At 64.5% G+C, this 25,545-nt stretch carries 25 protein-coding genes; 8 read left to right on the top strand and 17 right to left on the bottom strand.

Features of this window, described 5'->3' with window-relative positions; translation table 11 throughout:
• The first annotated feature begins 1 nt into the window (after position 1).
• The 3 genes from AC4NN3_RS14100 (at position 2) to lhpI (ending at position 5,160) form a co-directional block, all read left to right on the top strand.
• A complete protein-coding gene (locus AC4NN3_RS14100; RefSeq protein ID WP_491927721.1) occupies positions 2–964 on the top strand; it encodes an efflux RND transporter periplasmic adaptor subunit in 963 nt (320 codons plus the stop codon).
• Positions 961–4,152, top strand: coding sequence for an efflux RND transporter permease subunit (locus AC4NN3_RS14095; protein WP_491927720.1), 3,192 nt, complete (start codon positions 961–963; stop codon positions 4,150–4,152). Before AC4NN3_RS14100 ends, AC4NN3_RS14095 begins: the two co-directional genes overlap by 4 nt.
• Positions 4,153–4,218: 66 nt before the next feature.
• On the top strand, positions 4,219–5,160 hold the full coding sequence (gene lhpI, locus AC4NN3_RS14090) for a bifunctional Delta(1)-pyrroline-2-carboxylate/Delta(1)-piperideine-2-carboxylate reductase (protein WP_491927719.1): 942 nt from the start codon (positions 4,219–4,221) through the stop codon (positions 5,158–5,160).
• Here lhpI and AC4NN3_RS14085 read toward each other — a convergent pair whose 3' ends face one another.
• The 10 genes from AC4NN3_RS14085 to AC4NN3_RS14040 form a co-directional block, all read right to left on the bottom strand.
• Positions 5,161–6,192 carry a trans-3-hydroxy-L-proline dehydratase gene (locus AC4NN3_RS14085; protein WP_491927718.1) on the bottom strand — a complete coding sequence of 344 codons (1,032 nt, stop codon included), beginning with the start codon at positions 6,190–6,192 and terminating at the stop codon, positions 5,161–5,163.
• 22 nt (positions 6,193–6,214) lie between these two features.
• Positions 6,215–7,318: a cis-3-hydroxy-L-proline dehydratase gene (locus tag AC4NN3_RS14080; protein WP_491927717.1), complete on the bottom strand. Its 1,104-nt coding sequence runs from the start codon at positions 7,316–7,318 to the stop codon at positions 6,215–6,217.
• Between the two features lie 17 nt (positions 7,319–7,335).
• A complete protein-coding gene (locus tag AC4NN3_RS14075) occupies positions 7,336–8,337 on the bottom strand; it encodes a 4-hydroxyproline epimerase (protein WP_491927716.1) in 1,002 nt (333 codons plus the stop codon).
• Between the two features lie 15 nt (positions 8,338–8,352).
• Positions 8,353–9,603, bottom strand: coding sequence for an NAD(P)/FAD-dependent oxidoreductase (locus tag AC4NN3_RS14070; RefSeq protein ID WP_491927715.1), 1,251 nt, complete (start codon positions 9,601–9,603; stop codon positions 8,353–8,355).
• 20 nt (positions 9,604–9,623) lie between these two features.
• On the bottom strand, positions 9,624–10,529 hold the full coding sequence (locus AC4NN3_RS14065; RefSeq protein ID WP_491927714.1) for a dihydrodipicolinate synthase family protein: 906 nt from the start codon (positions 10,527–10,529) through the stop codon (positions 9,624–9,626).
• Positions 10,530–10,560: 31 nt separating this feature from the next.
• A complete protein-coding gene (locus AC4NN3_RS14060) occupies positions 10,561–11,286 on the bottom strand; it encodes an ABC transporter ATP-binding protein (RefSeq protein ID WP_491927713.1) in 726 nt (241 codons plus the stop codon).
• Positions 11,283–12,068, bottom strand: a complete 786-nt coding sequence (locus tag AC4NN3_RS14055; RefSeq protein ID WP_491927712.1) for an ABC transporter ATP-binding protein — start codon at positions 12,066–12,068, stop codon at positions 11,283–11,285. Before AC4NN3_RS14055 ends, AC4NN3_RS14060 begins: the two co-directional genes overlap by 4 nt.
• A 2-nt stretch (positions 12,069–12,070) precedes the next feature.
• Complete coding sequence (locus tag AC4NN3_RS14050; RefSeq protein WP_491927711.1) at positions 12,071–13,033, bottom strand: branched-chain amino acid ABC transporter permease; 963 nt, start codon at positions 13,031–13,033, stop codon at positions 12,071–12,073.
• Between the two features lies 1 nt (position 13,034).
• Positions 13,035–13,949: a branched-chain amino acid ABC transporter permease gene (locus tag AC4NN3_RS14045; protein WP_491927710.1), complete on the bottom strand. Its 915-nt coding sequence runs from the start codon at positions 13,947–13,949 to the stop codon at positions 13,035–13,037.
• A 91-nt stretch (positions 13,950–14,040) separates the two neighbouring features.
• Complete coding sequence (locus tag AC4NN3_RS14040) at positions 14,041–15,138, bottom strand: branched-chain amino acid ABC transporter substrate-binding protein (protein WP_491927709.1); 1,098 nt, start codon at positions 15,136–15,138, stop codon at positions 14,041–14,043.
• A gap of 178 nt (positions 15,139–15,316) precedes the next feature.
• On the opposite strand from AC4NN3_RS14040, the gene AC4NN3_RS14035 reads away from it, so the two are divergent.
• The gene (locus AC4NN3_RS14035) at positions 15,317–15,991 is read left to right on the top strand and encodes a GntR family transcriptional regulator (RefSeq protein ID WP_491927708.1); all 675 of its coding nucleotides are present in this window, start codon (positions 15,317–15,319) and stop codon (positions 15,989–15,991) included.
• A gap of 20 nt (positions 15,992–16,011) precedes the next feature.
• Here the strand turns inward: AC4NN3_RS14035 and AC4NN3_RS14030 are convergent, their stop codons facing one another.
• From AC4NN3_RS14030 to AC4NN3_RS14015, 4 genes are all read right to left on the bottom strand, one after another.
• Complete coding sequence (locus tag AC4NN3_RS14030) at positions 16,012–16,797, bottom strand: sulfite exporter TauE/SafE family protein (RefSeq protein ID WP_491927872.1); 786 nt, start codon at positions 16,795–16,797, stop codon at positions 16,012–16,014.
• A 65-nt stretch (positions 16,798–16,862) separates the two neighbouring features.
• Positions 16,863–17,183: a protein tyrosine phosphatase family protein gene (locus AC4NN3_RS14025; protein WP_491927707.1), complete on the bottom strand. Its 321-nt coding sequence runs from the start codon at positions 17,181–17,183 to the stop codon at positions 16,863–16,865.
• A 41-nt stretch (positions 17,184–17,224) separates the two neighbouring features.
• The gene (locus tag AC4NN3_RS14020; protein ID WP_491927706.1) at positions 17,225–18,118 is read right to left on the bottom strand and encodes an MBL fold metallo-hydrolase; all 894 of its coding nucleotides are present in this window, start codon (positions 18,116–18,118) and stop codon (positions 17,225–17,227) included.
• A 39-nt stretch (positions 18,119–18,157) separates the two neighbouring features.
• Positions 18,158–18,379, bottom strand: coding sequence for a YgaP family membrane protein (locus AC4NN3_RS14015; protein WP_491927705.1), 222 nt, complete (start codon positions 18,377–18,379; stop codon positions 18,158–18,160).
• A gap of 72 nt (positions 18,380–18,451) precedes the next feature.
• Between AC4NN3_RS14015 and AC4NN3_RS14010 the strand changes: the two genes are divergently transcribed.
• Positions 18,452–18,754: an ArsR/SmtB family transcription factor gene (locus AC4NN3_RS14010; RefSeq protein ID WP_491927704.1), complete on the top strand. Its 303-nt coding sequence runs from the start codon at positions 18,452–18,454 to the stop codon at positions 18,752–18,754.
• A 60-nt stretch (positions 18,755–18,814) separates the two neighbouring features.
• On the opposite strand, the gene AC4NN3_RS14005 is transcribed toward AC4NN3_RS14010, so the two are convergent.
• The 3 genes from AC4NN3_RS14005 to AC4NN3_RS13995 form a co-directional block, all read right to left on the bottom strand.
• A complete protein-coding gene (locus AC4NN3_RS14005) occupies positions 18,815–20,254 on the bottom strand; it encodes a M81 family metallopeptidase (RefSeq protein ID WP_491927703.1) in 1,440 nt (479 codons plus the stop codon).
• 44 nt (positions 20,255–20,298) lie between these two features.
• Positions 20,299–21,462 (bottom strand): MFS transporter, encoded by a 1,164-nt coding sequence (locus AC4NN3_RS14000; RefSeq protein ID WP_491927702.1) that lies wholly within the window; start codon positions 21,460–21,462, stop codon positions 20,299–20,301.
• A gap of 137 nt (positions 21,463–21,599) precedes the next feature.
• Positions 21,600–22,091, bottom strand: a complete 492-nt coding sequence (locus AC4NN3_RS13995) for a hypothetical protein (RefSeq protein ID WP_491927701.1) — start codon at positions 22,089–22,091, stop codon at positions 21,600–21,602.
• Positions 22,092–22,508: 417 nt separating this feature from the next.
• Between AC4NN3_RS13995 and AC4NN3_RS13990 the strand changes: the two genes are divergently transcribed.
• The 3 genes from AC4NN3_RS13990 to AC4NN3_RS13980 all read left to right on the top strand — a co-directional run bounded on the left by AC4NN3_RS13990 (position 22,509) and on the right by AC4NN3_RS13980 (position 25,497).
• Positions 22,509–23,663 (top strand): Gfo/Idh/MocA family protein, encoded by a 1,155-nt coding sequence (locus AC4NN3_RS13990; RefSeq protein ID WP_491927700.1) that lies wholly within the window; start codon positions 22,509–22,511, stop codon positions 23,661–23,663.
• An 11-nt stretch (positions 23,664–23,674) separates the two neighbouring features.
• Positions 23,675–24,562 carry a carbohydrate ABC transporter permease gene (locus tag AC4NN3_RS13985; protein ID WP_491927699.1) on the top strand — a complete coding sequence of 296 codons (888 nt, stop codon included), beginning with the start codon at positions 23,675–23,677 and terminating at the stop codon, positions 24,560–24,562.
• A gap of 92 nt (positions 24,563–24,654) precedes the next feature.
• A complete protein-coding gene (locus AC4NN3_RS13980) occupies positions 24,655–25,497 on the top strand; it encodes a carbohydrate ABC transporter permease (protein WP_491927871.1) in 843 nt (280 codons plus the stop codon).
• The last annotated feature ends 48 nt before the right edge of the window (positions 25,498–25,545 follow it).

The raw sequence follows: 25,545 nt of genomic DNA, 5'->3' as shown, positions 1-25,545 counted from the left end.
GATGGCGCGCACCAAGTTCCTCGCCGTCAGCGGCCTGCTGTTGACCCTTGCCAGCCCGGCTTTGGCTGATTCGCTCACCCTCGCCCCCCAATCCCTGCCGGTCTGGAAGGCTGTCTACGGCCAGGTTGAGGCGCGCACCACCATGCCGGCCCGGGCCCGTATCGGCGGCACACTGGTCTCGCTGGACGTCACCGAGGGCGACATGGTCACGGCCGGGCAGGTGATTGGTACCTTGCGCGACGACAAGCTCGGCTTTCAGGTGACCGCGCTGGATGCCCAGCTGCGCGCCCTGACCGCCCAGCTCGACAATGCCCAGTCCGAACTGGCACGCAGCCAGACCCTGCTCGATCGCGGCGTCGCCACGGCCCAGCAGCTCGACCTCCTGCGCACCCAGGTCGACGTAGTCCGCAACCAGCTTGCCGCCACCGAGGCCCAGCGCCAGGTTGTGCTGCAGCAGACGTCTGAAGGCGCCGTGCTGGCGCCGGCCGATGGCAAGGTGCTCACCGTGCCGGTGACGGCGGGCGCCGTGATCATGCCGGGCGAGCCGATCGCCACTATTGGTGGCGGCGGCTTCTTCCTGCGCCTGGCCATCCCCGAACGCTATGCCGGCCTGCTCGAACAGGGCGCGACCTTGCACGTCGAAACCGGCGACAGCAGCGCGGCCGGGCAGTTGGTCAAGCTGTATCCGCAGATCGAAAACGGCCGTGTGGTGGCCGATGTGGAGGTCGACACTCTGCCGACTGCCTTCGTCAATGCGCGCCTGCTGGTGCGGGTGCCGGTTGGCAAACGCCAGGCGCTGATGGTGCCCATGGTCGCGCTGGTCAGCCGGGCGGGCCTCGATTTCGTCACGGTCAAGGCCGGCGACGGCACCAGCGAACGCGCGGTCGTTATCGGTGAGCGCAACGGCGACACCGTCGAAATCCTGACCGGGCTTGCCGCCGGCGACGAGGTCATCACGCCATGAAACTGGGTATTGCCGGCAGCCTGACCAAGACCTTTATCCGCTCGGCGCTTACGCCCCTGTTCCTGCTCGCCGCCCTCGCTGTCGGCCTCGTCGCCCTGATGACGCTGCCGCGCGAGGAGGAGCCGCAGATTTCCGTGCCCATGGTGGACATTCTGGTCCAGGTGCCCGGCCTCAAGGCCGATGACGCCGTCAAGCTGGTGACCGAGCCGCTCGAGACCATCGTCAAGGGCATTGACGGCGTCGAGCACGTCTATTCCCAGACCCGGGACGAGGGCGTCATGGTGACCGCACGCTTTGTCGTCGGCACCTCGTCCGATGCCGCCGTGCTGCGCTTGCACGACAAGGTGCGCGCCAATGCCGATCGCATTCCCGTCGGCATTCCCGAGCCCATGATCGTCGGCCGCGGTATCGATGATGTCGCCATCGTCGCACTGACCCTGTCGCCCAAGCCGGAGGCCGCCACCCGCATCTCACCCAATGACCTGACGCGCATTGCCCGCGAACTGCGTACCGAGATCGCCAAGGTCGAAAATGTCGGGCTCAGCTACCTGGTCGGGGAAACCGGCGAGGCCATCCGCATCGCGCCCGATCCGGAAAAACTGGCGCTCTATGGCATTACCCTGCAGCAATTGTCCGCCAAGGTCACCGGTGCCAATCGCTCGCTCTCCACCGGTCTGGTGCGCGATGGCGGCGAACAGATTGAACTGATTGCCGGTCAGACCCTGCAGACCCCCGCCCAGATCGGCAATCTGCTGCTGACCAGCCGCGATGGCCGCCCCGTCTATGTCGGCGACGTCGCCGATGTCGCCTTCGTCACCGATACCGCCGACCTCTACGTCTCCACCGTGACGCGCGCTGCCGATGGCACCACGCTGCGAGTGCCCTCGGTCACCCTGGCGGTGGCCAAGCGCGCCGGCGCCAATGCCGTCACCGTGGCCGAGGCCATCCTGCACCGCGTCGAAGCGGCCGAGCACACGCTGATCCCCCACGACATCGCCGTGGAGGTGACGCGCGACTATGGCGAAACCGCCAATGAAAAAGCCAATGAGCTGCTGTTCCATCTCGGCCTGGCCACACTCTCCATCATCGTCCTGGTCTGGGTCGCCATCGGTCGCCGCGAGGCCCTGGTCGTGGCGGTGGTCATCCCGGTGACCATCCTGCTCACCCTGTTTGCCGCCAAGGTCATGGGCTATACGCTCAACCGCGTCTCGCTCTTTGCCCTGATCTTTTCCATCGGCATCCTCGTCGATGATGCCATCGTGGTGATCGAGAACATCGCCCGCCATTGGGGCATGGGCGATGGCCGTGATCGCCAGCAGGCCGCCATCGAGGCGGTCGCCGAAGTGGGCAATCCCACCATCGTGGCCACGCTAACCGTGGTGGTGGCCCTGCTGCCCATGCTGTTCGTCTCGGGCATGATGGGCCCCTATATGAGCCCGATCCCGGCCAATGCCTCGGCCGCGATGATCTTCTCCTTCTTCGTCGCCGTCATCGTTACCCCCTGGCTGATGCTCAAGGTGGCCGGCAAGGCGCCCGTCCATGCCCATGCCAGCCATCATGAGCCGGGCGGCATTCTGGGCCGGGCCTATACGGCCGTGGCGCGGCCCATCCTGTCGTCAAAAGCCGCCAGCTGGTCCTTCCTCATCGTCGTCGGCATCCTGACGCTGGGCTCGCTGGCGCTGTTCTACACCCGCGACGTCACCGTCAAGCTGCTGCCATTCGACAACAAGTCCGAACTGGCCGTGATGATCGACCTGCCCGAGGGGGCGTCGGTGGAGGCGACCGACGCCATGGCCCAAACCATTGCCGCCGTGGCCCTGACCATGCCCGAAGTGCTATCAACCCAGACCCATGCCGGCACCGCTGCGCCGTTCAACTTCAATGGCCTGGTGCGTCACGCCTATCTGCGCGCCGAGCCGCAACTGGGCGATGTGCAGCTCAACCTGGCCCCCAAGCATGATCGGCAACGCTCCAGCCACCAGATCGCGCTCGATCTGCGCACGCAGCTGGCCACGCTGCCCATGCCGCAAGGCACTTCCATCAAGGTGGTCGAGCCCCCACCGGGACCGCCCGTCATGGCCACCCTGCTGGCCGAGATCTATGGCCCGGATGCCCAGACCCGCCGCGACACGGCGGCCAGGGTGGAAGCAGCCTTCCGCTCGGTGCCCTTCGTGGTCGATGTCGACAATTCCTTCGGCACCCCCACAAGGCGCATCCGCGCTACCATCTCGACCGACGATCTGGAATTCTTCCATGTCGAGGAGGGCGACGTGCTCGATACGCTGGCCATCCTCAATGGCGGCAGCACGGTGGGTTATTCCCATCGCGGCGACGGGCGCAGCCCGATCCCCATCGTCCTCGAACGGAGCAAGAGCGACAGGGTGCTCGACGAGCGCTTTTTGTCGACGCCGCTGCCGGCCAATGTCCTGCCGGGTGATCGCGGCGTCGTCGAGCTGGGCGATGTCATCCAGACCCAGGTCGAAACCGCGTCTTTCCCGGTCTTCCGCCACAATGGCCGCGCCGCCGAAATGGTGACGGCCGAGCTGGCCGGTGATTATGAGGCCCCGCTCTATGGCATGCTGGCCGTGCAGGCGGCGCTCGATGACCAGGACTGGACGGGTCTGACCAAGCCCGAGATCGCGCTCAACGGCCAGCCGACCGACGAGACCAAGACGACCCTCCTCTGGGATGGCGAGTGGGAAGTGACCTGGGTCACCTTCCGCGACATGGGAGCGGCCTTCGGCGTTGCCATCATCGGCATCTATATCCTGGTCGTGGCCCAGTTCGGCTCGTTCAAGGTGCCGCTGGTCATCCTGACCCCGATCCCGCTGACCTTCATCGGCATCCTGGTCGGCCACTGGCTGTTCCAGGCGCCCTTCACCGCCACCTCGATGATCGGCTTCATCGCGCTGGCCGGCATCATCGTCCGCAATTCCATCCTGTTGGTCGATTTTGTCCGCAATACCGCCAGCCCGGACAGACCGCTGACCGAGGTGCTGATCGAAGCGGGTGCCATCCGCTTCAAGCCTATCCTGCTCACCGCGCTGGCCGCGATGATCGGCGCCGCAGTCATTCTGACCGATCCGATCTTTCAGGGCCTGGCGATCTCCCTGCTGTTCGGCCTGGCCTCGTCCACCCTGCTTACCGTGCTGGTGATCCCGGCCATCTACCGGGTGCTGCGCACCTAGCAGATCGCCTGGCATATCCGGTCGGCGCGCGTTGCATTGACGCGCGCCGACCCTATAGTGCCGGCCATGAAAACCTATTCCGCTACTGACGTTCGCCAGGGCCTTGACTGGCCCGTCCTGCTTGCCGCCCTCAAGACCGCCTTTGCCGAGGGTGTCGAGGCACCTTTGCGCCAGCACCTGCATGTCGGCGGCGACGCCATCAATGGCAACCTGCTGCTCATGCCGGCCTGGCAGCCGGGCAAGCATATCGGCGTCAAGCTGGTCACCGTATTCCCGGAAAATGACCAGCGCGGCCTGCCCGCCGTGGCCAGCGTCTATACCCTGTTCGACGGCCAGACTGGCGCCATCCGCGCCCAGATCGATGGCGGCGAACTCACCGCCCGCCGCACCGCCGCCGCCTCGGTGCTGGCCGCGACCTTTCTTGCGCGCACCAATAGCCGCAACCTGGTGATCATGGGCACCGGCCGCGTCTCGAAGAACCTGGCCCAGGCCTATTGCGCCATCTTCGCCATCGACAAGCTGACCCTGTGCAGCCGCTCATTGGACAAGGCCCAGGCCCTGGCCGATGAACTCGGCCCCATCGCGCCCAGCGTGGTCACCTCAACCGATTTCGCCAGCGCGGTCAGCGACGCCGACATCGTCAGCACCGCCACACTGAGCAAGACGCCCATCGTGCTCGGCGCGCTGCTGCGCCCCGGCACCCATGTCGATCTCGTCGGCAGCTTCCGCACCGACATGCGCGAGGCCGATGATGCGGTATTGGCGCGGGCAGGGGGCATTTTCGTCGATACGTTCGAGGGCGCCAGCAAGGAAACCGGCGACATCACCATCCCGATCGCCGCCGGCACGCTGACCCCAGAGGGTCTCCTCGCCGATCTGGCCATGCTGTGCCGCGGGGAGCATCCGGGGCGGCAAAGCGATAGCGCCATCACCGCCTTCAAGTCGGTCGGCACGGCGCTCGAAGATCTCGCCGCCGCCGTCGCCCTCACCGCCGCCGATCACGCCTAATTAATTGATCTTCGGCCAGGTATCCGACAGCCGATAGCCGGCCGGCCAGGGGTCGGCCGGGTCGAGCATTTCCTGCCGCGTCCCGGTGATCCAGGCGCGGCCGGTGATCGTGGGAATGATCGCCGGCGTGCCCGCGAGGTCGGTCAGAGCCTCCAGCCGGCAGTGAAAGGTCGAGCCGATGATCGAGCGGGCCAGATACTGGTCGCCCACCCCCATCAGCCCGCGCGCCTGCAGCACCGCCATGCGCGCCGAACAGCCCGTACCGGTGGGCGAACGGTCGATCTTGCCCGGCTGGATCGCCACCGCATTGGCCCCGCTCAGCATGCCGTCCACCGTCTCGAGCGGCCCGGCCAGCTGGCAGAACGAGATATGCGCCCAGTCAGGATTGGTCGGGTGGGTAAAGCCCAGCTGCTCATTGGCCGCCCTGGTAATGCGGATGCCGGTCTCGGCCAGCTCGCGCGCCTCGTCTGCCACAATGGCAAAGCCCAAAGCCCGCGCATCGGCAATCACGAAACTGTCCCCGCCATAGGCCGTGTCGACGGTCAGCGTGCCGATCCCCTCGACCTCGATGGTGGCGTCGAGCCTGTCGACAAAGCTGGGAACATTGCGCACCGTAATCGACTGCGCCTTGCCATCGCGGCACTGCGCCACGATCTCGACCAGCCCGCCCGGCGCCTCCAGCACCATGCGGGTTTCCGGCTCGGTCATCGGCACGATACCGGTATCGAGCAGTACCGTCGCCACGCAGATCGAGTTCGATCCCGACATGGGCGGGGTGTCCTCGGGCTCCATGATGATCCAGCCCATCACCGCCCTTTTGTCCTTGGCCGGGACCAGCAGGTTGATATGGCGGAACACCCCGCCGCGCGGCTCGTTCAGCACGAAATTGCGCAGGCTCTGGTCCCGCGCGATCCAGCGCGACTGCTCCCAGATCGTCTCGCCCGGCGGCGGCGCCACCCCGCCGACGATGACATCGCCCACCTCGCCCTCGGCATGGCAGGAAACGATGTTGATCGAGCGGGTGGAGCGCATGTCAGGTCCTTGGAAAAGTCGGTCAGGCAATATGCAGCGCCGGCGTGCCGAGCACGTCCATCCGCGGCGTCACGCCCAGCCCGGGCGCATCCGACGCGGTCATGAAGCCCATGACCCGCTCCGGCGCGCCCTCGGCAATCGACACCGTGCCATAGCTGTTGAAGTCGGTGGCGGAAAAGCAGAACTCCTCCGGCGTCGAGCGCGCCAGATGGGCGATGGCGGCGGTGGTGATGTCGCCGCCCCAGGTGTCCTCGATGGTCATCGGAATGCCGCTGGCCACCGCGAGGTCGCGCATCAGTTTCGCCTTGGTCAGCCCGCCGACCTTGGAAATCTTGAGGTTGATCACGTCCATGGCGTCCTCGGCCAGGCCCTTGACCAGCGAGCCGACATTGTCGATCACCTCGTCGAGGATGAACGGCCTGCCGGTGCGGCGGCGAATGGACAGGCACTCCTCATAGGTCATGCAGGGTTGCTCGATATAGACGTCGACATCGGCCACTGCTGCCACCACGCGGGCCGCCTCGGCGCGGGTCCAACCGGTATTGGCATCGGCCACCAGGATATCGCCGGGTTTCAGGATCGCCCGGCAGGCGCGGATGCGCGCAATATCCTCGTCGGCATTGCCGCCCACCTTGAGCTGGAACTTAGTATAGCCCTCGGCGCGATAGCCGGCGATCTTGGCCGCCATCTCCTCGGGCGATTGCTGCGATATGGCGCGGTAGAGCGCGACCTTGTCCTGCGCCGCCCCGCCCAGCAGCGCATAAACCGGCAGGCCCGTCAGCTTGCCCAATATGTCCCAGCAGGCAATGTCGATCGGCGCCTTGACGTAATTGTGCCCGCGCAGCACAGCGTCCATATGCCGGTTGATTGCGCCCAGGTTGGTGGGGTCCATGCCCAGCAGTTTGGGGCCGATCTCCTGCAGCCCGCTGCGCACGCCCAGCGCATAGGCCGGCAAGTACGCCGAGCCCAGCGGGCAGCATTCGGCATAGCCGGTAATCCCCGCATCGGTTTCCACTGCCACCACCGTGGTGTCGAATACCTCGACGAAATTGCCGTTCGACCAGCTGTAGCGCCCCTCCTTGAGCGGCAGGTCGACCTGCCAGGCGGTGATGGCGGTAATCTTCATGGCACTGTGTCCTTGGGTTAGCTGACGAGGAACCCGTGCTTGAACGGGTCGCGGTCATCGATAAAAATCGTGTTGAGCCCGGTCATCCGCGCCCAGCCGGCAATCGAGGGCACGATGGCCGGCAGGCCGCCGACCGTCAGCGTTTCTTCCACTCGGCCCTTGAAGATCGAGCCGATAATGCTCTCGTGGATGAAGGCGTCGCCAGCCTTGAGCTTGCCCTTGCCATACCACTGCGCCATGCGCGCCGAGGTGCCGGTGCCGCAGGGCGAGCGGTCGATCGCCTTGTCGCCATAGAACACCGCATTGCGCGCCGTGCCGCCCGGCGTCTTGGGCGCGCCGGTCCACATGATATGGCTCAGCCCGTTGATGCCGGGCTTTTCGGGATGCACGAAACTGTGCGCCGCGTTCAGCCGCTGCCGCAGCACCGGGCTCCAGCGGATAAGATCGGCCGCCGAGAACTGGTCCATGTCGGAAAAGTTCTGCTGCGGATCTACGATCGCATAGAAATTGCCGCCATAGGCCACGTCGACCGTGAGCAGCCCGAGGTCCGGGCACTCGACCTCGAGATCGGTCTTGTAGAGGAAGGAGGGCACATTGGTGATTTTGACCTCCTCCACATAGTCGCCTACCTTGGTATATTCGGCGATCACCAGCCCGGCCGGGACTTCCAGCCGCACCACGCCCTCGACCTTGGGCACGATCAGCCCCTGCTCGATCGCCATGGTCACCGTGCCGATCGTGCCGTGGCCGCACATGGCCAGGCACCCGGAGGTCTCGATGAAGAGGATGGCCATGTCATTGGCGGGGTCATTGGGCGGATAAAGGATCGAGCCCGACATCACGTCATGGCCGCGCGGCTCGAACATCAGCGCGGTGCGGATCCAGTCATGGTTGGCGAGGAAATCGGCGCGCCGCTCCAGCATGCTGCCGCCCTTGAGCAGCGGTCCGCCGCCGGCCACCAGCCGCACCGGGTTGCCGCAGGTATGTCCGTCTACGCAAAAAAAGCTGTGTCGTGCCATGGTCTGATGTCCGGATTAGAAACGTGTCGCCGCAAAGGGCGTGATGTCGATTGAAGGCTTGGTGCGGGAGATGAGCTCGGCCACCAACCGCCCCGTCGCTGCCGATTGCGTCAGCCCCAGATGGCCGTGCCCAAAGGCATAGACCACGTCGGGCGAGGCGCTGGCATAGCTGATCACCGGCAGGCTGTCCGGCAGGGACGGGCGGAAACCCATCCACTGCTTGCCCCCCTCGGTCTTGAGACCGGGCATGAAGCCGGCCGCCTTTTTCAGCATGGCATCGGCGCGGGCATAATTGGGCTTCAGGTCGAGCCCGCCTAGTTCCACCGCGCCGCCGACGCGAATGCCATTGGCTAGCGGCGTCACGACAAAGCCATGCCCGCCAAAGATCAGCTGCCGCTGCAGCGCGAAGGCACCGGCGGGCAGGGTGGTATTATAGCCTCGCTCGGTGTCGAGCGGCACCCTGTCGCCCAGCGCCGCCGCCAGCGGTTTCGACCAGGCGCCGCAGGCAATCACCACCTGCCTGGCGGCGATCTGCGCGCCGCTCTCCAGCGTCACCACCACCCCGCCGCTGCCCGGCACGACGCTGCGCACGGCCTTGGTCAGCAGGCTGCCCCCCTGCGCCAGCACCGCCTCGCCCAGCGCACAGGCAAACTCATAGGGCTCGCTCACCGTCTGCCATTGCGGCACGAAGGTCCCGGCGACAAAGCGCGGCGACAGGCCCGCCTGCAACTCTTCCAGCCGCGCCCCGCGCACATGCTCAAAGCCGATGTTATGCTCCTGCCGCACCGCCCAGCCGGGCAGGCTGGCGGTGAATTCCGCCTCGCTCTCATAGAGCTCAAGCGAGCCGTCCGAGCGCACCATATGCGCGGTGCCGGCCGCTTTGGTCAGGTCAGCCATCTCGCTGCGCGCCAGGTCCATCAGCGCCACCTGCGCGGCGATGCTGGCATCGCGCTTGTCCCGCCAGCCGGCGCGCCAGAAGCGCACCAGCCAGGGCGTGATCTGCGGCAGATAGGCCGGCGGAATGCTCAGTGGCCCCAGGGGGTCCATCAGCCAGCCGGGCACCTTGCCGAGCATCCCCTTGGCCGCCATCGGCAGCACATCGGTAAAGGCAAAGGCCGCGGCATTGCCGAAACTGGCGCCCTGCGCCATGCCGGCGCGGTCGATCAGGGTCACCTGGCGTCCCGCCTGTTGCAGGCGGAACGCTGCCGACAGCCCGATGATCCCGGCCCCGACAATGACGATATCAGCCGTTGCGGCCTTGCCCATTTGGCGGTCTGCCGATCGGGCTACAGGACGGGCAGCTGTGGCCGCGTATCGATGGCGGTCTGCACGATCTTTTCGATCATTTTGCGTTCCTCGCCGATCAGCGTCAGGCGCGGAGCCCGCACCCATTCGGCGCCTTCGCCGGCCATCTGATTGGCCAGCTTGATATACTGCACCAGCTTGACCTTGGTATCGAGATGCAGCACCGGCATGAACCAGCGATAGATCGCCAGCGCTTCGGCGACGCGACCGGCCTTGGCCAGCTTGAACATGGTCACCGCTTCCTTGGGGAAGCTGTTGGTCATGCCCGACACCCAGCCCACTGCGCCAAACAGCACGTTTTCCAGCATCAGGTCGTCGACGCCGCAGAACAGGTCGTAGCGGTCGCCCAGCACATTGATCATGTCGGTGATGCGGCGGCTGTCATGGCTGGATTCCTTGACCGCCACGATGTTCTTCTGGTCGCTCAGCGCCGCGAAATCCTCGGGCATCAGGTCGAGCTTGTAGGCCACGTGGTTGTTGTAGATCATGATCGGCAGGTCGACGGCCTTGGCCAGCGTCTTGAAGTGCTCGACGCCTTCGCGCGCATCCTGCTGATAGACCATGGTCGGCAGCGCCATCAGCCCGTCGGCGCCCGCAGCCTTCATCCGCTTGGCGGCGGTAATGGCCAGCTCGGTGGTATATTCGGCAACGCCGGCAATCACCGGCGCGCGGCCATTGGCGGCTTCCACGGCGGTGCGGACCACCAGTTCCTTTTCATCCAGGCTCAGCGAGGAGTTCTCGCCCAGCGTGCCCAGCATGATGAAGCCTTCGCAGCCGGCCTTCAGGCTCGATTCCACGTGGCGGGCCGTCGCCGGCATGTCCAGCGCGCCGCCCTGCTTCATTTCGGTCATCAAAGCCGGGATAACGCCTTGCCAATTGTCAGTCATGTCAGTCTCTCAGTCTCAGGTTTGAAAAAGGTCAGTCGCCCAGATAGGCCTGGACGATGGAGGTATCGGCGCGCAGCACCGCTGCCTCGCCCTGCATGCGGATATGCCCGCTTTCGAGCACATAGCCGTAATGGGCCAGCTTGAGCGCCAGCCTTGCATTCTGTTCGACCAGCAGGATCGTCGTGCCCGCCTCGCTCAGCCGCTTGATGATCTGCATGGTCTCGATCACCAGCTTGGGGGCCAGCCCCATCGAGGGTTCGTCCAGCAGCAAGAGCCGCGGCCCATGCATCAGCGCCCTTCCGATCGCCAGCATCTGCTGCTCGCCCCCCGACAGCAGCGAGCCGTCGCCATGCTGGCGCTTGGCCAGCACGGGGAAGAGGCCAAATACCTCGTCCATCCGCTGGCGGCGGGTGGCCGCATCCTTGACGGTAAAGGCGCCCAGCTCGAGGTTCTCGCGCACGCTGAGGCCGCGCAGCACGTGGCGGCCCTCGGGCACATGGACGAGGCCGCGCCGGGCGATCTCATGCGCCGGCACCCGGGTAATGTCGTCACCCTCGAACAGCACGCGGCCCCCCGAGGCGCGCACCAGCCCGGAAATGGTTTTCAGCGTCGTCGTCTTGCCCGCGCCATTGGCGCCCAGCAGGGTCACCATGGAGCCGGTCGTCACCTTGAGGCTGATGCCGTTCAGCGCCACGATCTTGCCATAGCCGGCGGTAACATTTTCCAGTTCGAGGATGGTTTGCGGTGCCGTGCTCACAGCAGGTCCTCCCCGTCTTCCTGGCCCAGATAGGCCTCGATCACCTTGGGATTGGCCTGGATGTCCTTGGGCTTGCCCTCGGCGATCACCACGCCATGGTCGAGCACGGTGATGGTCTCGGAAATCTTCATGACCATGCCCGTGTCATGCTCGATCAGCAGCACCGAAATATCGAGCTCGTCACGGATTCGGCCAATCAGCGTAAGCAGGTCCGCCTTCTCGCCGGCATTGAGCCCGGCCGCCGGCTCGTCCAGCAGCAGCAGTTTGGGCCGCGTCGCCAGTGCCCGGGCGATCTCCACCCGCCGCTGGTGCCCATAGGCCAGGTTTGTCGCGTCGCGATCCATCTCCTCGGCAATGCCGACAAAAGCCAGGCACGCGATGGCATGGGCACGGATCTCGGCCTCCTCCCGCCTTTGGCTGGGCAGGCCCAGAATGGCGGCAATCGCCCCGGCTTTGGAGCGGCAATGGCTGCCGCTCATGACATTTTCCAGCACCGTCATCTGTTGGAACAGCCGCACATTCTGGAAGGTGCGGGCAATGCCGGCCTGGGTTACCCGATGCGGCTTGAGGCCAAGCAGTTCCTGGTCATCCACCTTGATGGACCCGGACTGCGGCTTGTAAAAGCCGGTAATGCAGTTGAACAGCGAGGTCTTGCCGGCGCCATTGGGGCCGATCAGGCTGGCAATGACGCCGCGCCCGACGGAAAAGTCGACATTGTCCAGTACCGTATTGCCGGCAAAGCTGAGATTGACGCCGCGCAAAGCCAGAAGGGGATTGCTCATGCTCATTTCCCCCGCACCGGCCAGATGCCGCTGGGCCGGAACAGCATGACCAGCAGCAGCCCGACCGCAAACAGCAGCAGGCGGAATTCGCCCATGTCGCGCAGCAGTTCGGGCGCCAGCACCACGATGAAGGCCCCCAGGATGACGCCGGGGATCTTGCCCATGCCACCCAGGATCACCGCCATCAGGATCAGCACCGATTGCTGGAAGGAGAAGCTCTCCGGCGAGATGGCGCCCAGATTGACGGCAAAAAACGCCCCGGCAATCGAGCCGAAAATGGCGCCGATCACATAGGCCGCCAGCTTGACACGCACCGTGTCGATGCCCATCGCCTCGGCCGCGTCCTCGTCATGCCGCACATAGAGCCAGGCCCGGCCCAGCCGCGAATGCTGCAGCCGCACGCTGACAATCACCGCGATGACCGCGAGCACCACGAACACATAGTAGAATTCGAACGGCGTATTGATGTGCCAGCCGAACAGCCAGGGCTGCTGGATGCCCGAAATGCCGCTGGCCCCCCCAGTAATGTCGAGATTGCGCGCGGTAAAGCGCACGATCTCGCCAAAGCCCAGCGTCACGATGGCGAGGTAATCCGAGCGCAGCCGCAGGGTTGGCGTGCCGATGACCACGCCGGCTACCACCGCCGCGCCGACGGCCACCGGCAGCGTCAGCCAGAAATTGAAGCCGAAGGTGTGGGTCAGGATGCCGACCGTATAGGCGCCGACGGCAAAGAAGGCCGCATAGCCCAGGTCGAGCAGGCCGGCATAGCCGACCACCACATTGAGCCCCAGCGCCAGCACGACGTAGAGCAGCGCATTGGTCAGGATCACCGTGGCATAGGGCCCCAGCGATATGGGCGCGACCAGCAGCAGCGCCAGGATGACGGCGAAGACGGTATAGCGTTTCCAGGGCGTATCGAATTGCGCGATCAGATTGTTGAAGAGGTTCGAGCGGGTCTGAGCCATGTTACATGCGCTCCTGCTCGGACTTGCCCAACAGGCCCGTCGGTTTGAGCACCAGCACCAGGATCAGCACCGAGAACGAGAACACGTCCTTCCACTCGCTGCCAATGCCGGGGATCTGCGTGCCAAAGGATTCCAGCAGCCCCAGGATCAGCCCGCCCAGCATGGCGCCGGGGATCGAGCCGATGCCGCCGATCACCGCGGCGGTAAACGCCTTGATGCCGATCAGAAAGCCCATGAAGTACCAGACCGAGCCATAATAGGCCCCAGCCATGGTGCCGGCCGCCGCCGCCAGCGCCGAGCCGATGAAGAAGGTCACGGCGATCACTGCCGTCACATTGATGCCCATCAGCCGGCACATGTCCTTGTCGATGGAAATGGCCCGCATGGCCCGTCCATATTGGGTGCGCGAGACGAAGAGCTCGAGCCCGATCATCAGCGCCGCCGCCGTGCCGACCAGGATCATCTGATTATTGCTGATGAACAGCAGGCCCAGATTGACCCCGCCAAAACCGAGATCGGCGCCCATCGGCTGGTACTGCCCATGCGTCAGCGTCAGCACCCCGTTCTGCAGCACCAGCGACACCGCCAGCGCCGTGATCAGGATCGACAGCCGCGGCGCATTGAGCATCGGCTGATAGGCAATGCGCTGGATGACGACGCCGAGAAAACCCACCGCGATCATCGCCACCACCATGGAGACGGCCACCCCGCTCCAGCCCGGCCCGACGATCGGCGCCACCACCGACAGCACGAGGAAGCCGATAAAGCCGCCCACCATATAGATGTCGCCATGCGCGAAATTGAGCAGTTTCACCACGCCGAAGATCATGGTGTAGCCCAGCGCCACCAGCGCATAGAACGAGCCGAGCACCAGCCCGTTCACCAGCTGCTGCGCAAAGATATCAAAGACCGACATTCACAAGCTCCCCACCGGCCGCCCCGGGCGCCTCAGTCATTGTGGTCGACCCCGCCGCCACAACGGGCGGCGGGGTCGGGGTTCAGCCTGTCTAGTCAGCCAGCGCCCACTTGCCGCCGGCGCCCTGCAGCACCACGAAGTTGGAGCGGGCCAGGGTGTTTTCCGGGGTGAAGGTGATCTGCCCGGCAATGCCGGTATAATCGCTGGCCTTGAGCGCTTCGGTGATCGCCGCCGCATCGGCACTGCCGGCGGCCTTGATCGCCTCGGCCAGCAGGTTCATGCCGTCATAGGCCAGCGGCGCATAGGGGCCGGGGGCCGAGCCATAGGCGGCGATATAGTCGGTGATGAAGTCCTTGGCCTCGGGCAGGAATTCGGCGGTCGGGTTGGAAAAGCCCACCACGCCTTCGGCGGCCGAGCCGGCAATGGCGAACAGCTCCGGCGAATTGGAGCCGTCACCCACGGCGATCTTGCCCTGGTAGCCGGCCTGGCGCAGCTGGCGGATCAGCAGGCCGCCATCGGCGTAATAGGCGGTCCAGAACACGGCATCCGGATTGGCCGAGCGGATCGCCGTGACAATGGCCGAATAGTCCTGCTCGCCCTTGTTGGCGACCTCGAAGGCGGGAACGGTGTTGCCGGCGCCTTCCCAGGCCGTCTTGGTCAGGTCGGCCAGGTCCTGCGAATAGGCGTCGCCCTGGTTGACGATGGCCAGCGATTTGACGCCCTGGGCGGTGAAATATTCCACAGCCTTGGTCACCTGGTCATTGCCGGTGGAGTTGATCATGAAGGCATTGCCCGGATTGGCCGGGATCAGCTTGGTCGAATTGGCGGCCGCGATGACGAAGGGAATGCCGGCATCGCCGAAGATCTTGAGCGTCGGCACGGTCGCGCCCGAGCAATAGCCGCCCACCACACCCACCACGTCCGACGAGGCCAGCTTGCTGGCCGCGTTCACCGCCGCCTGCGGATCGCAGCCGTCATCGCCGATCACCGAGATCAGCTGTTCGCCCATGATGCCGCCGGCGGCATTGATTTCGGTGATCGCCAGGTTCACGGCATTGGCCATATCCTGGCCATAGGTGGCTTCCGAACCCGTGGTGGGCACCAGAATGCCGATGGTCATATCCGCATAGGCTGGCGCGGCGAAGGCCAGGGCAATGGCGGTGGTGGCGAGAAGTGCGACAGTTTTCATCGATAGTCTCCCTGTGGTCGAGCCCGGCATTGTTCCCCTGCGCCAGGCTCTCAGACGCAAAGATTTGCACGATTGTATCCAATATACAACATGCTATGTTGATAGCAGCACACGGCGATTGTGGCGGGTCTCCGGCACCGGTAAAAGCCGGGTCATTCCAGCCCGTGGAGGAAGTGGTTTGATCGAAAAGCTCAGTGCGCATGCTTCCGATCTGGGGGCGGGCGCCTCCTCGTCAGATGTCATCCATGATGCCCTGCGCGTGGCGATCATCCGTGGCGAACTGGCCGAGGGCCAGACCCTGCGCCAGGACGCCATTGCCCGCATGTTCAATGTCAGCCGCATCCCGGTGCGCGAGGCGCTCAAGCGCCTTGAGGCCATCGGCCTGGTCAATTCGGTGCGCTACAAGGGCGTCGTGGTCAGCCGCATGTCGAGCGCCGAGATCGAGGAGATCTTTGATTTCCGCGCCACCATCGAGCCCAAGCTGATCGCCCACTCTGTGCCGCGCATGAGCGCCCAGGCGCTCGATCATGCCCAGAGCCTGTGCGATGCCTTTGCCCGGGAGGACGATGCCGGGCGCTGGGGCGACCTCAATCGCCTGTTCCATTCCGCCCTCTATGTCGATGCCGGCCTGCCCTATTTCTTCGCCGCCGCCGAAAAGGCCAATGATCGGGTCGAGCGCTATATCCGCGCCCAGCTGGCGCTGGCCCATGGCCGCGAGCGCGCCATTCTCGAACACCAGCAGATTGTCGACGCCTGCCGTGCCCGCGACGCCGAGCGCGCCGCCGACCTGACCCGCCAGCATATCCTGCAGGCCTCCGCTTCCTTGACGCGGATTCTGGCGCAGCAGGGCTGATCGGGCCGCCGCCAGGCGGCTCAGAAAAACGCGGTGATCGTGCGCGCTGCCATATAGAGCGCCACCACCACGATCAGCCCGGCAAAGGCGATGTTGAGCGCGCCCTTCCTGCTCGATAGCCGTCCCGCCACGCGGGTGCCCAGCAGCCCGCCCAGCACGCCGCCACCGACAAACACTGCCGCCAGCGGCCAGTCGACAAAACCGGAAAAGGCATAGCTGATCGCCGTGGTCAGCCCGAACGCGGTCACGGCCAGCAGCGACGAGCCGATGGCGTTGAGCATCGGCATGCCGGTCGAGGCGACGAGGCCCGGCACGATGAGAAAGCCCCCGCCAATGCCGAAAAAGCCCGACAGCAGCCCGGTCAGTCCGCCATAGCCGACAACCTTGGGCGCCTTTTCGCGGGTGCAGGTCACGCCCGGCGTGCCCGGATTGCCGCGGCCGCGGAACATCAGTGCCCCGACCACCAGCATCAGCAGGGCGAACAGGAACAGCAATTTCTCGCCATCCATGGCCTTGCCCAGCAGCGAACCGAAAAAGGCGCCGGCCACGCCGGCCACCGTATAGATGATGGCACAGCGCCACAGCACATTGCCGCGCCGGGCATGGGCCACCAGATTGGCCGCCGCATTGGCAGCCACGGCAATAGCGCTGGTGCCGATCGCCATATGGGCCACCGGCACGCCCACCACATAGACCATCAGCGGCACGGCGAGGATCGAGCCACCCCCGCCGAACAGGCCCAGCGTGAAGCCGACCAGGCCACCCGAAAGCGTGCCCAGCAGATATTGGAAGGGGTCGAGAAATATGGGCCTACTTTCGGCCGCAGGGCGCGGCGGCAGCGTGCCGGCCCGTATCGGGCCGGCCGCATTGGTCAGAGCGTGGCGTAAAGGCTGCCCGCCCGCATCCCGGAGCGGCAATAGCCCAGCATCGGCTTGGGCATGGACTGCCAGGCGTCGTGGAAGCGGATGATCTGGCCTTCGCCGAGCATGCCCGACACCGGGATGTGCACGATTTCCAGGCCCGCCGCCTTGGCCGCCTTGGCGACTTCGGCAAAAGCCGGCTGGTTGGCATCTTCCTGGTCGGGGCGGGCGCAGACGATCGATTTGAAACCGGCTGCCGCCACGTCCCTGATCTGCTCGGGCGTGATCTGGCCGGTGGTCGAAAAGTCAGGCGCAATCTTCTTGAGGTTCATTTTTCGGTCTTTCGGCTTGGAAGAGGTGAAGGGCCACATGGCTACAATCCGTTCACGGGCACTTTGAGATAGGTCTTGCCGTCCTTGTCCTTGGGCGGCAATTGTCCGGCGCGCATGTTGACCTGCAGCGACGGGATGATCAGCTTGGGCATGGCCAGCGTTGCGTCGCGGGCTTCTCGCATCTTGACGAAGGTGTCCTCGTCGGTGCCCTTGCCGACATGGATATTGTGCTCGATCTCGTCGGCCACCGTGGTTTCCCACGCGATGTCGCGGCCGTTGGGGCCATAATCGTGGCACATGAACAGCCTTGTCTGGCCGGGCAGGGCCAGCACGCGCTGGATTGACCGATAGAGCGTGCGCGCATCGCCACCGGGGAAATCGGCACGGGCGGAGCCGCCATCGGGCATGAACAGCGTATCGCCGACAAAGGCCGCGTCACCCGCTACATGCGTCATGCAGGCCGGGGTATGACCCGGCGTATGCATCACATGCACGGTCAGGCCGCCGATCTGGTAGCTGTCGCCATCGGTGAACAGCCGGTCGAACTGGCTGCCATCGCGCTGGAATTCGGTGCCTTCATTGAAGACCTTGCCGAAGGTTTCCTGCACGATGCGGATATTTTCGCCGATGCCCAGCTTGCCGCCGAGCTTGCCCTGAATATAGGGCGCCGCCGACAGGTGATCGGCATGCACATGCGTCTCGATCAGCCATTCCAGCTTGAGCTGGTGCTTTTCGATATGGGCGATGATCGCGTCGGCGCCGTCATAGGTGATGCGGCCGGCCGCGTAGTCGATGTCCATCACCGAGTCGATGACGGCACAGGCGTTCGAGGCCGGATCCTTGACCACATAGCTGATGGTATTGGTCGGTTCGTCAAAGAAGGCGGTGACCTCGGGATGCACGTCAAGTTCAGGCGTGAAGGGAAGGGACGTCATGGTCATTTCCTGTATCTGTTTGTCTGGCAGGGCATCGTTTCAGCGGCCGTCCGGCTTGCGCGTCGACAGGCCGAATGGCGCATAGAGCGGGCAGAAGTTGATGCTGGCTGTGGCGATCAGCACCACGCCCACCACCACGCTGCCCCATAGCCAGACCGGTTCGGCGAACAGGGCGAGGCCGCTGACGAAGGGCGCCAGCACCAGGACAAGTCCGAGCAGGGCCCGAATGATCCGGTCGACGCTGCCGATATTGGCTTTCATGAACTGCTCCTTGCCGAGTGAGGGGTTTGAGTGCTAATCAACGTGAATATATGTTTATTAGAACATTCTAATATGGTCAAGATGGAAATCGCAAAACTTGAGGCCAATGCCGAGCAGGCATCGCGTCTGCTGACCGCCATGGCCAATGCCAAGCGCCTGAGAATTCTCTGCTGTCTGCTCGATGGCGAGATGAATGTCAGCGATCTGGAGGCGCGCGTCGGGCTGGCGCAGTCCCCGCTCAGCCAGCACCTGTCCAAGCTGCGCGCCTGGAATTTCGTCACCACAAGGCGCGAGGGGCAGCAGGTGTTCTACGCCATCGCCTCCGATGACGTGCGCATGATCCTGACCACGCTCTACGGCATCTATTGCAGTTGAGTTCAGGCCATCGTGACCGCGGCTGAGCCGCAGCCACGATGGGTTGCGCCGTGGCGCCGCTCAGCGCGTCTCGGCCAGCCTGGACCACAGCACGGTGGGCGCCCAGGCAAAGTCCTTGTCGAACGGATATTGCGGCACGCTCTTGTGCTGGCGCTCCAGCCGCTCGACGAACTGGTCCACCACGCCGGGCGACAGCGCCATCAGGCTCGGATTGGCGATCGGCCCCAACTCGGGCGACAGATAGCCCGACTTGACCACGACGATCCTGGCCGCGCGCGGGTCGAGCCCGAGCCGGGTGAAGTCGGCGATATTGTGGAACGGCCGGCGGCGGGCCGTGACCACGAGATCGATGCCGCCGATCCGCAGCACCGCCTCGCGCAGGTGCGGCTCACCGGTCTCGACCAGGAACCTCACCTCGGCCTCGGTCTGCACGACCACGCTGGACGGGTCGAGGCTCCCCCCGATCGTCACGCTGATGTTCGCGCCAACGCCCGCCGCATAGGCCGCGTCGGTCGCCGCCTTGTCGGCAATGCCGGCAAACACCACGCCCTGCGCGTCATTGGCCATCAGTTCAGCCAGCACCTCGGCCCGGTCGCCCACGCCGCCGCCGGTCGGATTGTCGCCCGACTCGGCCAGCACCACCGGTCCGGTGGTCGCTTCCAGCGCCCAGTCGACGCAGTCCTCGATACTGCCCGTGGTCGTGCCGAACACGAATTGTTCGCGAATGTCCCAATAGTCCTGCGCCAGCGTGCGGGCTGCCGCTGTCATGGCCAGCCGGTCGGTGCCGGTCACCACCGCGCAGGCCGTGGCGCGTGGTTCGTCGGCCCAGACATAGCCCACCTGGAACGAGGCATCCCAGATCCCGGTAGGGTCCTCGACCGCCTGCAACTGGGTGTAAAAGCTGCACGCCGGCTCATCCTGGGTCGAGGTCCGCTCGCCCGGCAACAGCACCGGCACCGGCGCCCAGGCCACCACGGGGCGCTGGCCCGAGCGCAGGGCCCGCACCAGCATGGTCACGGCCCGGCGCATCGTGTCCTGCACGTCGATGTGCGGCGCCGTGCGATAGGTGGAAAAGATGTCGAGGCTGTCGATGATCTTCTGGCTGACATTGCCATGCAGGTCATAGCTGGCCGCGATCAGCACATCCGGCCCGACAAGGGCGCGGACGGAGGAGATGAAGTCGCCCTCGGCATCGTGCAGCCCCTCGACGAACATGGCGCCATGCATGGCCAGGTATACCCCGTCCAGCGGCAGCGCGGCCTTGATGCCGTCGAGAATCTCCGCCTTCCAGTGCGCATAGAGCGCGCCCTCCACCGGCCCGCCGGCAATCGCCCTGGCATGCAGCACGGTGATGAACTCGGCCGGGAAATGCGTCAGGAAATCGAAATAGGCATCCTTGAGCATGGTGGGCCCGCGCAGCACGCGAAAATCGGCTTCGCGGGCGAGGACGGGATTATAGGTGCTGCATTCGGTATGCAGGCCAGCAACAGCAATACGCATCGTCGAACCACTCCGTAGGACAAATCGTCAGAAGGCCATGCGGGCTATGCCCGAATGGTGGGGGATATAGGTGGCGACGTGGCCAGCCGCCCGGTCAGCAGCAGGCTGACCAGCAGCACCGGCACGAGGCAGGCAATGGCCAGCCGCATATCGGCATGTTCGGCGACAAAGCCGATCACCGGCGGCCCCGCGAGGAAACCCAGCAGGGCGACAAAGCTCAGAATGGCGACATTGGCCGAGGCCGTGCGATCGGTCAGGCTCGCCGCCGCGGTCACCGCCAGCGGGAACCCCACCGAGACGCCCAGCCCGATAATGCCAAAGCCGAGCAGGGCGATCAGTGTGCTGGGCGCGACAAACAGGATCGCTGCGCCAAAAAGCGCCAGGCTGCCGCAGAGGCGCGCCGTGTTCACCGCGCCGAAGCGGCGCTTCAGCGTGTCGCCGCCAAAGCGGCCTGCCGCCACCATCATGGCAAATACCGCATAGCCAAGCCCCACCGTGCCGGCATTGGCGCCCAGCGCATCGCGCAGGAAGATCGCCGACCAGTCGGCCATGGCCCCCTCGGTCATGGTGATGCCGAAGACAAAGCAGCAGATGCCCAGCAGCGCCCAGCTCGGAAACGCCCAGACGGAGCGCTGGCTGCCGTTTTTCGGCGGTTCAGCGGTCATCACCGGCAGGGCAATTGCCACCACCAGCGCCAGTGGCAGCACCACAACGGCCACCAGCGCGATGGCGTGGCCTGCCGTCAGGCCGAGCGCGGCGAGGCCCGAACCGAGCAGGCTCCCCAGCATGATGCCGACCGACCAGAAGCCATGCGAGGTGGTCATGATCACCGCGCCGGTGGATTTTTCCACCAGGTCCGCTTGCACGTTCAGTCCCAGCTCGACAAAGGACAGCGACGAACCGGCCAGCATCAGCGCAACGAACAGCAGGGTCGGGGTCAGCGCCAGCGCCGGCAGGCAGGTGGCGACGGAATAGAGCACCATGCCGATGACGATTGCCCGGCGCGGCCCGATCCGGCCCACCAGTGGCCCGGCAAAGGGCAGCGTCAGCAGCGTGCCGCAGGGCAGGCCGAGCAGGGCGATCGCCAGCCCCTGCGGCCCCAGGCCAAGGGCCTGCTGCACATCCGGTATCCGCGGCAGCCAGGAGCCAAAGGCAATCGGCTGCAGCAGGAAGATCAGCATGGTCAGGCGCTGGGGGGTAAGCATCATGTCCTCAACGTTTCAGTCGTCACCCTTCCCCCCTTGAGGGAGAAGGTCCCCGAAGGGCGGATGAGGGGGGCTGCCCGCCATTCGAGCGCAGCTCTCATGGCCTTGTCGGCTCAAATCGTTCCCAGGAGCGATTTGCCCTAGTGGGACGCCGCCAAGCCCATCGGATAGGGCAGGTAGCCGGCAAACCCGGTCAGCTTCCACACCCCATCGACCTTGCGGCAGAAGTAGAGCGTCTGCCAGTTGAGCACATCCTGGCCGCCATCACTGAGCGCGATCGTCCCGTCGAACTTCTTGTGCGCGATGGCGATGTCGCCATTGATCTCGATTTCGGTGAGGCGCGTGGCGCGATGAATGCCCTCCAGCACGTCCTCGGCATAGTCCAGCTTCTGGCTGGCCTGGGCCTGGCGGATCCAGTCGTCGCGATAGGCTTCGAGCGTGGGAAAGCTGATGCGCCAGTCGTCGGGATTGCCCGACTTGCCGCCATTGATGCCCAGAAAGCCCTCCTTGACGAAGTCGCCATCCACCTGCGCCCAGTCGGCGGCGACAAAGGCGGCAATGTCGCGCTCCACCAGCATGGTCCAGATGGCGCTGCGGTCGGCATCGTCGATAAAGGGGTTGTGTCGGCTCATCATCGGTCTCTTGGTTATGGCGTGTAGGGGCGGGCGTTCAGGCTGCAGACATCATGCGTTCATACTGGTGACCGAATGGCGACAACGCCCCGGACCCCGTGTTCTAAATTTTCAAAGAACTGCTCCGGTCCGGAACAGCGCGCTGAAGCCAGATGAATACCAATTTGGACAATCTGCTGATTTTCTACCGGTTTGTCCACACCGCTTATCAGTCAATATACTCCTTAAACGCCCAGAAATGCGCCAAAATGCTGCCCGTTTAAGCAAACCGCCAGGGTGGCTTATATTGGTATTGTCATTGTGACGGATTCGTGTTGACATTGATTTCAGAACGATCCTAATCTTGAAAATAGTTTACAGAATGCTCGACCGATCCAGCAGAGATTGGCGGGAAAAACAGGGATAACGGGCAACACAATGCGGGTAGGCATCATCGGCCTCGGCTATCGTTTGGGCTATCTGGCGCGGGTCTTTTCCGCCGCCCGGGATGACTTCTCCATCGCCGGCTTTGTTGATCCGGCGCCCGCCGGCCTGCCCTATGCCACCGAGCACGGCGTGGCGCTGGGCACCCAGTTCGACAGTCTCGAAGCCATGCTCGACAGCGAGCCGCTCGACCTGTTGATGGTGGGCTCGCCCAATCATCTACATCTTGAGCATATCCGCATTGGCCTGGAGCGCGGTCTCAAGATCTTTACCGAAAAGCCGGTAGTGACCTCGGTGGAAGACACAATGGAGATTGCCCGCCTGATCGCCCAGTACGGCTCAGACAACCTGATGGTCGGTCTCGTGCTGCGCTATGCCCCGCTTTATGTCGATCTGCGCCGGGCACAAGCCGAGGGTAAGTTGGGTGACATCATCTCCATCGAGGCCTCCGAACACATCCCCCCCTATCACGGCGCCTTTTTCATGCGCGACTGGCGCCGCTACGAGCGCTATTCGGGCAGCTTCATGCTGGAAAAGTGCTGCCATGACCTCGACCTCTACAACGGTGTCATGGGCTGCCGGCCGCGATATGTGTCGAGCTTCGGCGGCCGCCGCACGTTCATTCCGGCCAATGCGCCCGCCAATGTCGGCATCAACGACATGGAAGTCTATCACCGCAAGCCGAGCGGCTGGCAGGGCAGCGACAAGGTGTTCGACAGCGACGGGGATATCATCGATTTCCAGACCGCCATGGTGCAGTACGAAAATGGCGCGGCGCTGACCTTTCACACCAATCTCAATGTCCCCGACGATTTCCGCCGCTTTGCCGTGATGGGCGCGCAGGGCATGGCCGAAGGCGACTTCATCCGCAATTTCCTGCGCGTCACCGACAGCCGTACGTCCGAGCGCCTTGTCGACACCGCCTACAAGCTGAGTGAACTCAGCCAGCATTATGGCGCCGACGAGCAGATGGCCGAGGACATCCTCAAGCATGTACTCGATGGCGATCCGCTTCCGGTATCCATCACCGACGCGCTCGAGGCTGGTCTGCTGGCCCTGACCATGGACCGGGCCATGCGCACAAAATCGGTCATCGACATGACCACGGTCTGGCAAGAGTTCGACACCGCCCTCGGGCGAGCGGGCTGAGGAGAGCAACGATGACCGGCAACCGCAGCGCTTCCCTCTTCGCCCTGGCCCTGCTGGCGCCGGCCCTGATCTACATCCTGATCATCGTGGCCTATCCGCTGTTCGATACTGTGGTGCTTTCCTTCACCAACGCATCGCTGCGGCCGACCTCCGGTTTCGTCGGCTGGGCCAATTACGAGCGCATTTTCGGCGCCGGCAATTTCACCGAAGTCATCATCCGCACCTTCATCTGGACCTTCTTCTCGGTCGCCACCAAGATGATCATCGGCACGCTTGGCGCCACCCTGCTCAATGCCGCCATTCCCGGCCAGGCCATGTTCCGCATCCTGATCATGCCGCCCTGGATCGTCCCCATGGCCATCGGCATCTTCATGTGGGGCTGGATGTACAATGGCCAGTTCGGCATGATCTCTGGCTTGTTGCAGAACTTCGGCGTCATCGACAAGCCCTGGCCCATCCTGGCCTATGGCGACAGCGCCTTCTGGGCCACCATCGTCACCGACGTCTGGATCGGCGTGCCCATGGTTACCATCTATCTGCTCGCTGCCATGCAATCGATCCCCAAGGATCTCTATGAGGCTGCCTGGACCGATGGTGCCGGCCGCGGCTACCGCTTCCGCCGCATCACCCTGCCGTTGCTGGTGCCGGCGCTGCTGACCATGAGCCTGCTCAGCCTGATCGCCACCTTCAATTCCTTCGACATCATCTGGATCCTCACCCAGGGTGGCCCATCGGGCTCCACCACCACCATGATCATCGACACCTACAAGACCGCCATGGGCAGCCGCAAATATGGCGAGGGCGCCGCCCGCGCGGTGGTCATCTGCATCTTCGTCTCGCTGTTCTGCATCGTCTACTTCCGCGCCGTGCGGAAACTGTCGCAGGGAGAAGCCAAATGAGTGACGTCGCCCGCACCACCGAAGTTGCCGCCGCCGACAGCAAGGCGCTGGTCAAGCCCGCCAGGCTCCTGCGCGCCCGTTCCACCAAGCCCATGATCGATCGCTACAAGTGGTACGAAGTGGCCCTGATGTATGTGGCCATGGCGGTCTTCTTGTTCTTCATCCTGGCGCCCTTCATCGAAGGCTTCCTGGTCTCGCTCAAGCCGCTCGCCCTGCTGTTCTCCACGCCTTACAGTTTCTGGCCCAAGAACGGTTCGTTCGACGCCTATTTCAGCATGTGGCAGTCGGTGCCGGCTTTGGGCATGCACATCTTCAACTCGTTCTTCATCTCCTCGGTCGTGACCCTGATCGTGGTGATCATCGTCGTGCCGGCAGCCTATGCCTTTGCCCGCTTCCAGTTCCCCGGCTCCAGCCTGATGCTGGGCGGGTTCCTGGCGGTCAATATGTTCTCGGGCGCGGTATTGCTGATCCCGCTCTTCCGCCTGATGCGCCAGTTGGGCCTGCTCAACACCTATTGGGCCATGATCGTGCCCGGGGCTGCCTTTCTCATTCCGTCCTCCATCTGGCTGCTGCGCACCTACATGATGCGCATCCCCAAGGAGCTCGACGAGGCAGCCTGGGTTGATGGCGCCTCCCGCCTCTATACCCTGCGCCGGGTCATCCTGCCGCTGGCCATGCCGGGCATCGTCGTGGTCGCCATCATGACCTTCATCGGTGCCTATGCGCAGCAGTTCATCTTCGCGCTGACCTTCAATTCCAAGACCGAATTCATGCCGTTGCCGGTGGGGCTTTTCGCCTTCTTCGGCAAGCAGGAAGTGATCTGGAACGAGTTGATGGCAGCCAGTTTCGTCGGAATCCTGCCGGTCATGATCGTCATCGTGTTCCTGCAGCGCTACCTCGTCGCCGGCCTCACCGCCGGTGCCGTGAAGCAGTAAGACTACCAAGGCATTCGAAACCGGGATCGCAAGAAACCGGTCGAGGGA

It is taken from the genome of Devosia sp. MDV22-iso42 (genome assembly GCF_058629155.1).
This window is presented reverse-complemented; position numbering and strand designations above follow the sequence as displayed.

Excerpts from the sequence above, each read along its gene's own strand:
- AC4NN3_RS13980 (WP_491927871.1), top strand. The coding sequence starts at position 24,655 with ATGATCGATCGCTACAAGTGGTACGAAGTGGCCCTGATGTATGTGGCC.
- AC4NN3_RS14015 (WP_491927705.1), bottom strand. The coding sequence starts at position 18,379 with ATGAAAGCCAATATCGGCAGCGTCGACCGGATCATTCGGGCCCTGCTC.
- AC4NN3_RS14085 (WP_491927718.1), bottom strand. The coding sequence starts at position 6,192 with ATGCGCTCCACCCGCTCGATCAACATCGTTTCCTGCCATGCCGAGGGC.
- AC4NN3_RS14020 (WP_491927706.1), bottom strand. The coding sequence starts at position 18,118 with ATGACGTCCCTTCCCTTCACGCCTGAACTTGACGTGCATCCCGAGGTC.
- AC4NN3_RS14080 (WP_491927717.1), bottom strand. The coding sequence starts at position 7,318 with ATGAAGATTACCGCCATCACCGCCTGGCAGGTCGACCTGCCGCTCAAG.
- AC4NN3_RS14075 (WP_491927716.1), bottom strand. The coding sequence starts at position 8,337 with ATGGCACGACACAGCTTTTTTTGCGTAGACGGACATACCTGCGGCAAC.
- AC4NN3_RS14045 (WP_491927710.1), bottom strand. The coding sequence starts at position 13,949 with ATGTCGGTCTTTGATATCTTTGCGCAGCAGCTGGTGAACGGGCTGGTG.
- lhpI (WP_491927719.1), top strand. The coding sequence starts at position 4,219 with ATGAAAACCTATTCCGCTACTGACGTTCGCCAGGGCCTTGACTGGCCC.
- AC4NN3_RS14005 (WP_491927703.1), bottom strand. The coding sequence starts at position 20,254 with ATGCGTATTGCTGTTGCTGGCCTGCATACCGAATGCAGCACCTATAAT.
- AC4NN3_RS14095 (WP_491927720.1), top strand. The coding sequence starts at position 961 with ATGAAACTGGGTATTGCCGGCAGCCTGACCAAGACCTTTATCCGCTCG.
- AC4NN3_RS13990 (WP_491927700.1), top strand. The coding sequence starts at position 22,509 with ATGCGGGTAGGCATCATCGGCCTCGGCTATCGTTTGGGCTATCTGGCG.
- AC4NN3_RS13995 (WP_491927701.1), bottom strand. The coding sequence starts at position 22,091 with ATGAGCCGACACAACCCCTTTATCGACGATGCCGACCGCAGCGCCATC.
- AC4NN3_RS14000 (WP_491927702.1), bottom strand. The coding sequence starts at position 21,462 with ATGATGCTTACCCCCCAGCGCCTGACCATGCTGATCTTCCTGCTGCAG.
- AC4NN3_RS14070 (WP_491927715.1), bottom strand. The coding sequence starts at position 9,603 with ATGGGCAAGGCCGCAACGGCTGATATCGTCATTGTCGGGGCCGGGATC.
- AC4NN3_RS14025 (WP_491927707.1), bottom strand. The coding sequence starts at position 17,183 with ATGAACCTCAAGAAGATTGCGCCTGACTTTTCGACCACCGGCCAGATC.
- AC4NN3_RS14100 (WP_491927721.1), top strand. The coding sequence starts at position 2 with ATGGCGCGCACCAAGTTCCTCGCCGTCAGCGGCCTGCTGTTGACCCTT.
- AC4NN3_RS14065 (WP_491927714.1), bottom strand. The coding sequence starts at position 10,529 with ATGACTGACAATTGGCAAGGCGTTATCCCGGCTTTGATGACCGAAATG.
- AC4NN3_RS14055 (WP_491927712.1), bottom strand. The coding sequence starts at position 12,068 with ATGAGCAATCCCCTTCTGGCTTTGCGCGGCGTCAATCTCAGCTTTGCC.
- AC4NN3_RS14010 (WP_491927704.1), top strand. The coding sequence starts at position 18,452 with ATGGTCAAGATGGAAATCGCAAAACTTGAGGCCAATGCCGAGCAGGCA.
- AC4NN3_RS14050 (WP_491927711.1), bottom strand. The coding sequence starts at position 13,033 with ATGGCTCAGACCCGCTCGAACCTCTTCAACAATCTGATCGCGCAATTC.
- AC4NN3_RS14040 (WP_491927709.1), bottom strand. The coding sequence starts at position 15,138 with ATGAAAACTGTCGCACTTCTCGCCACCACCGCCATTGCCCTGGCCTTC.
- AC4NN3_RS13985 (WP_491927699.1), top strand. The coding sequence starts at position 23,675 with ATGACCGGCAACCGCAGCGCTTCCCTCTTCGCCCTGGCCCTGCTGGCG.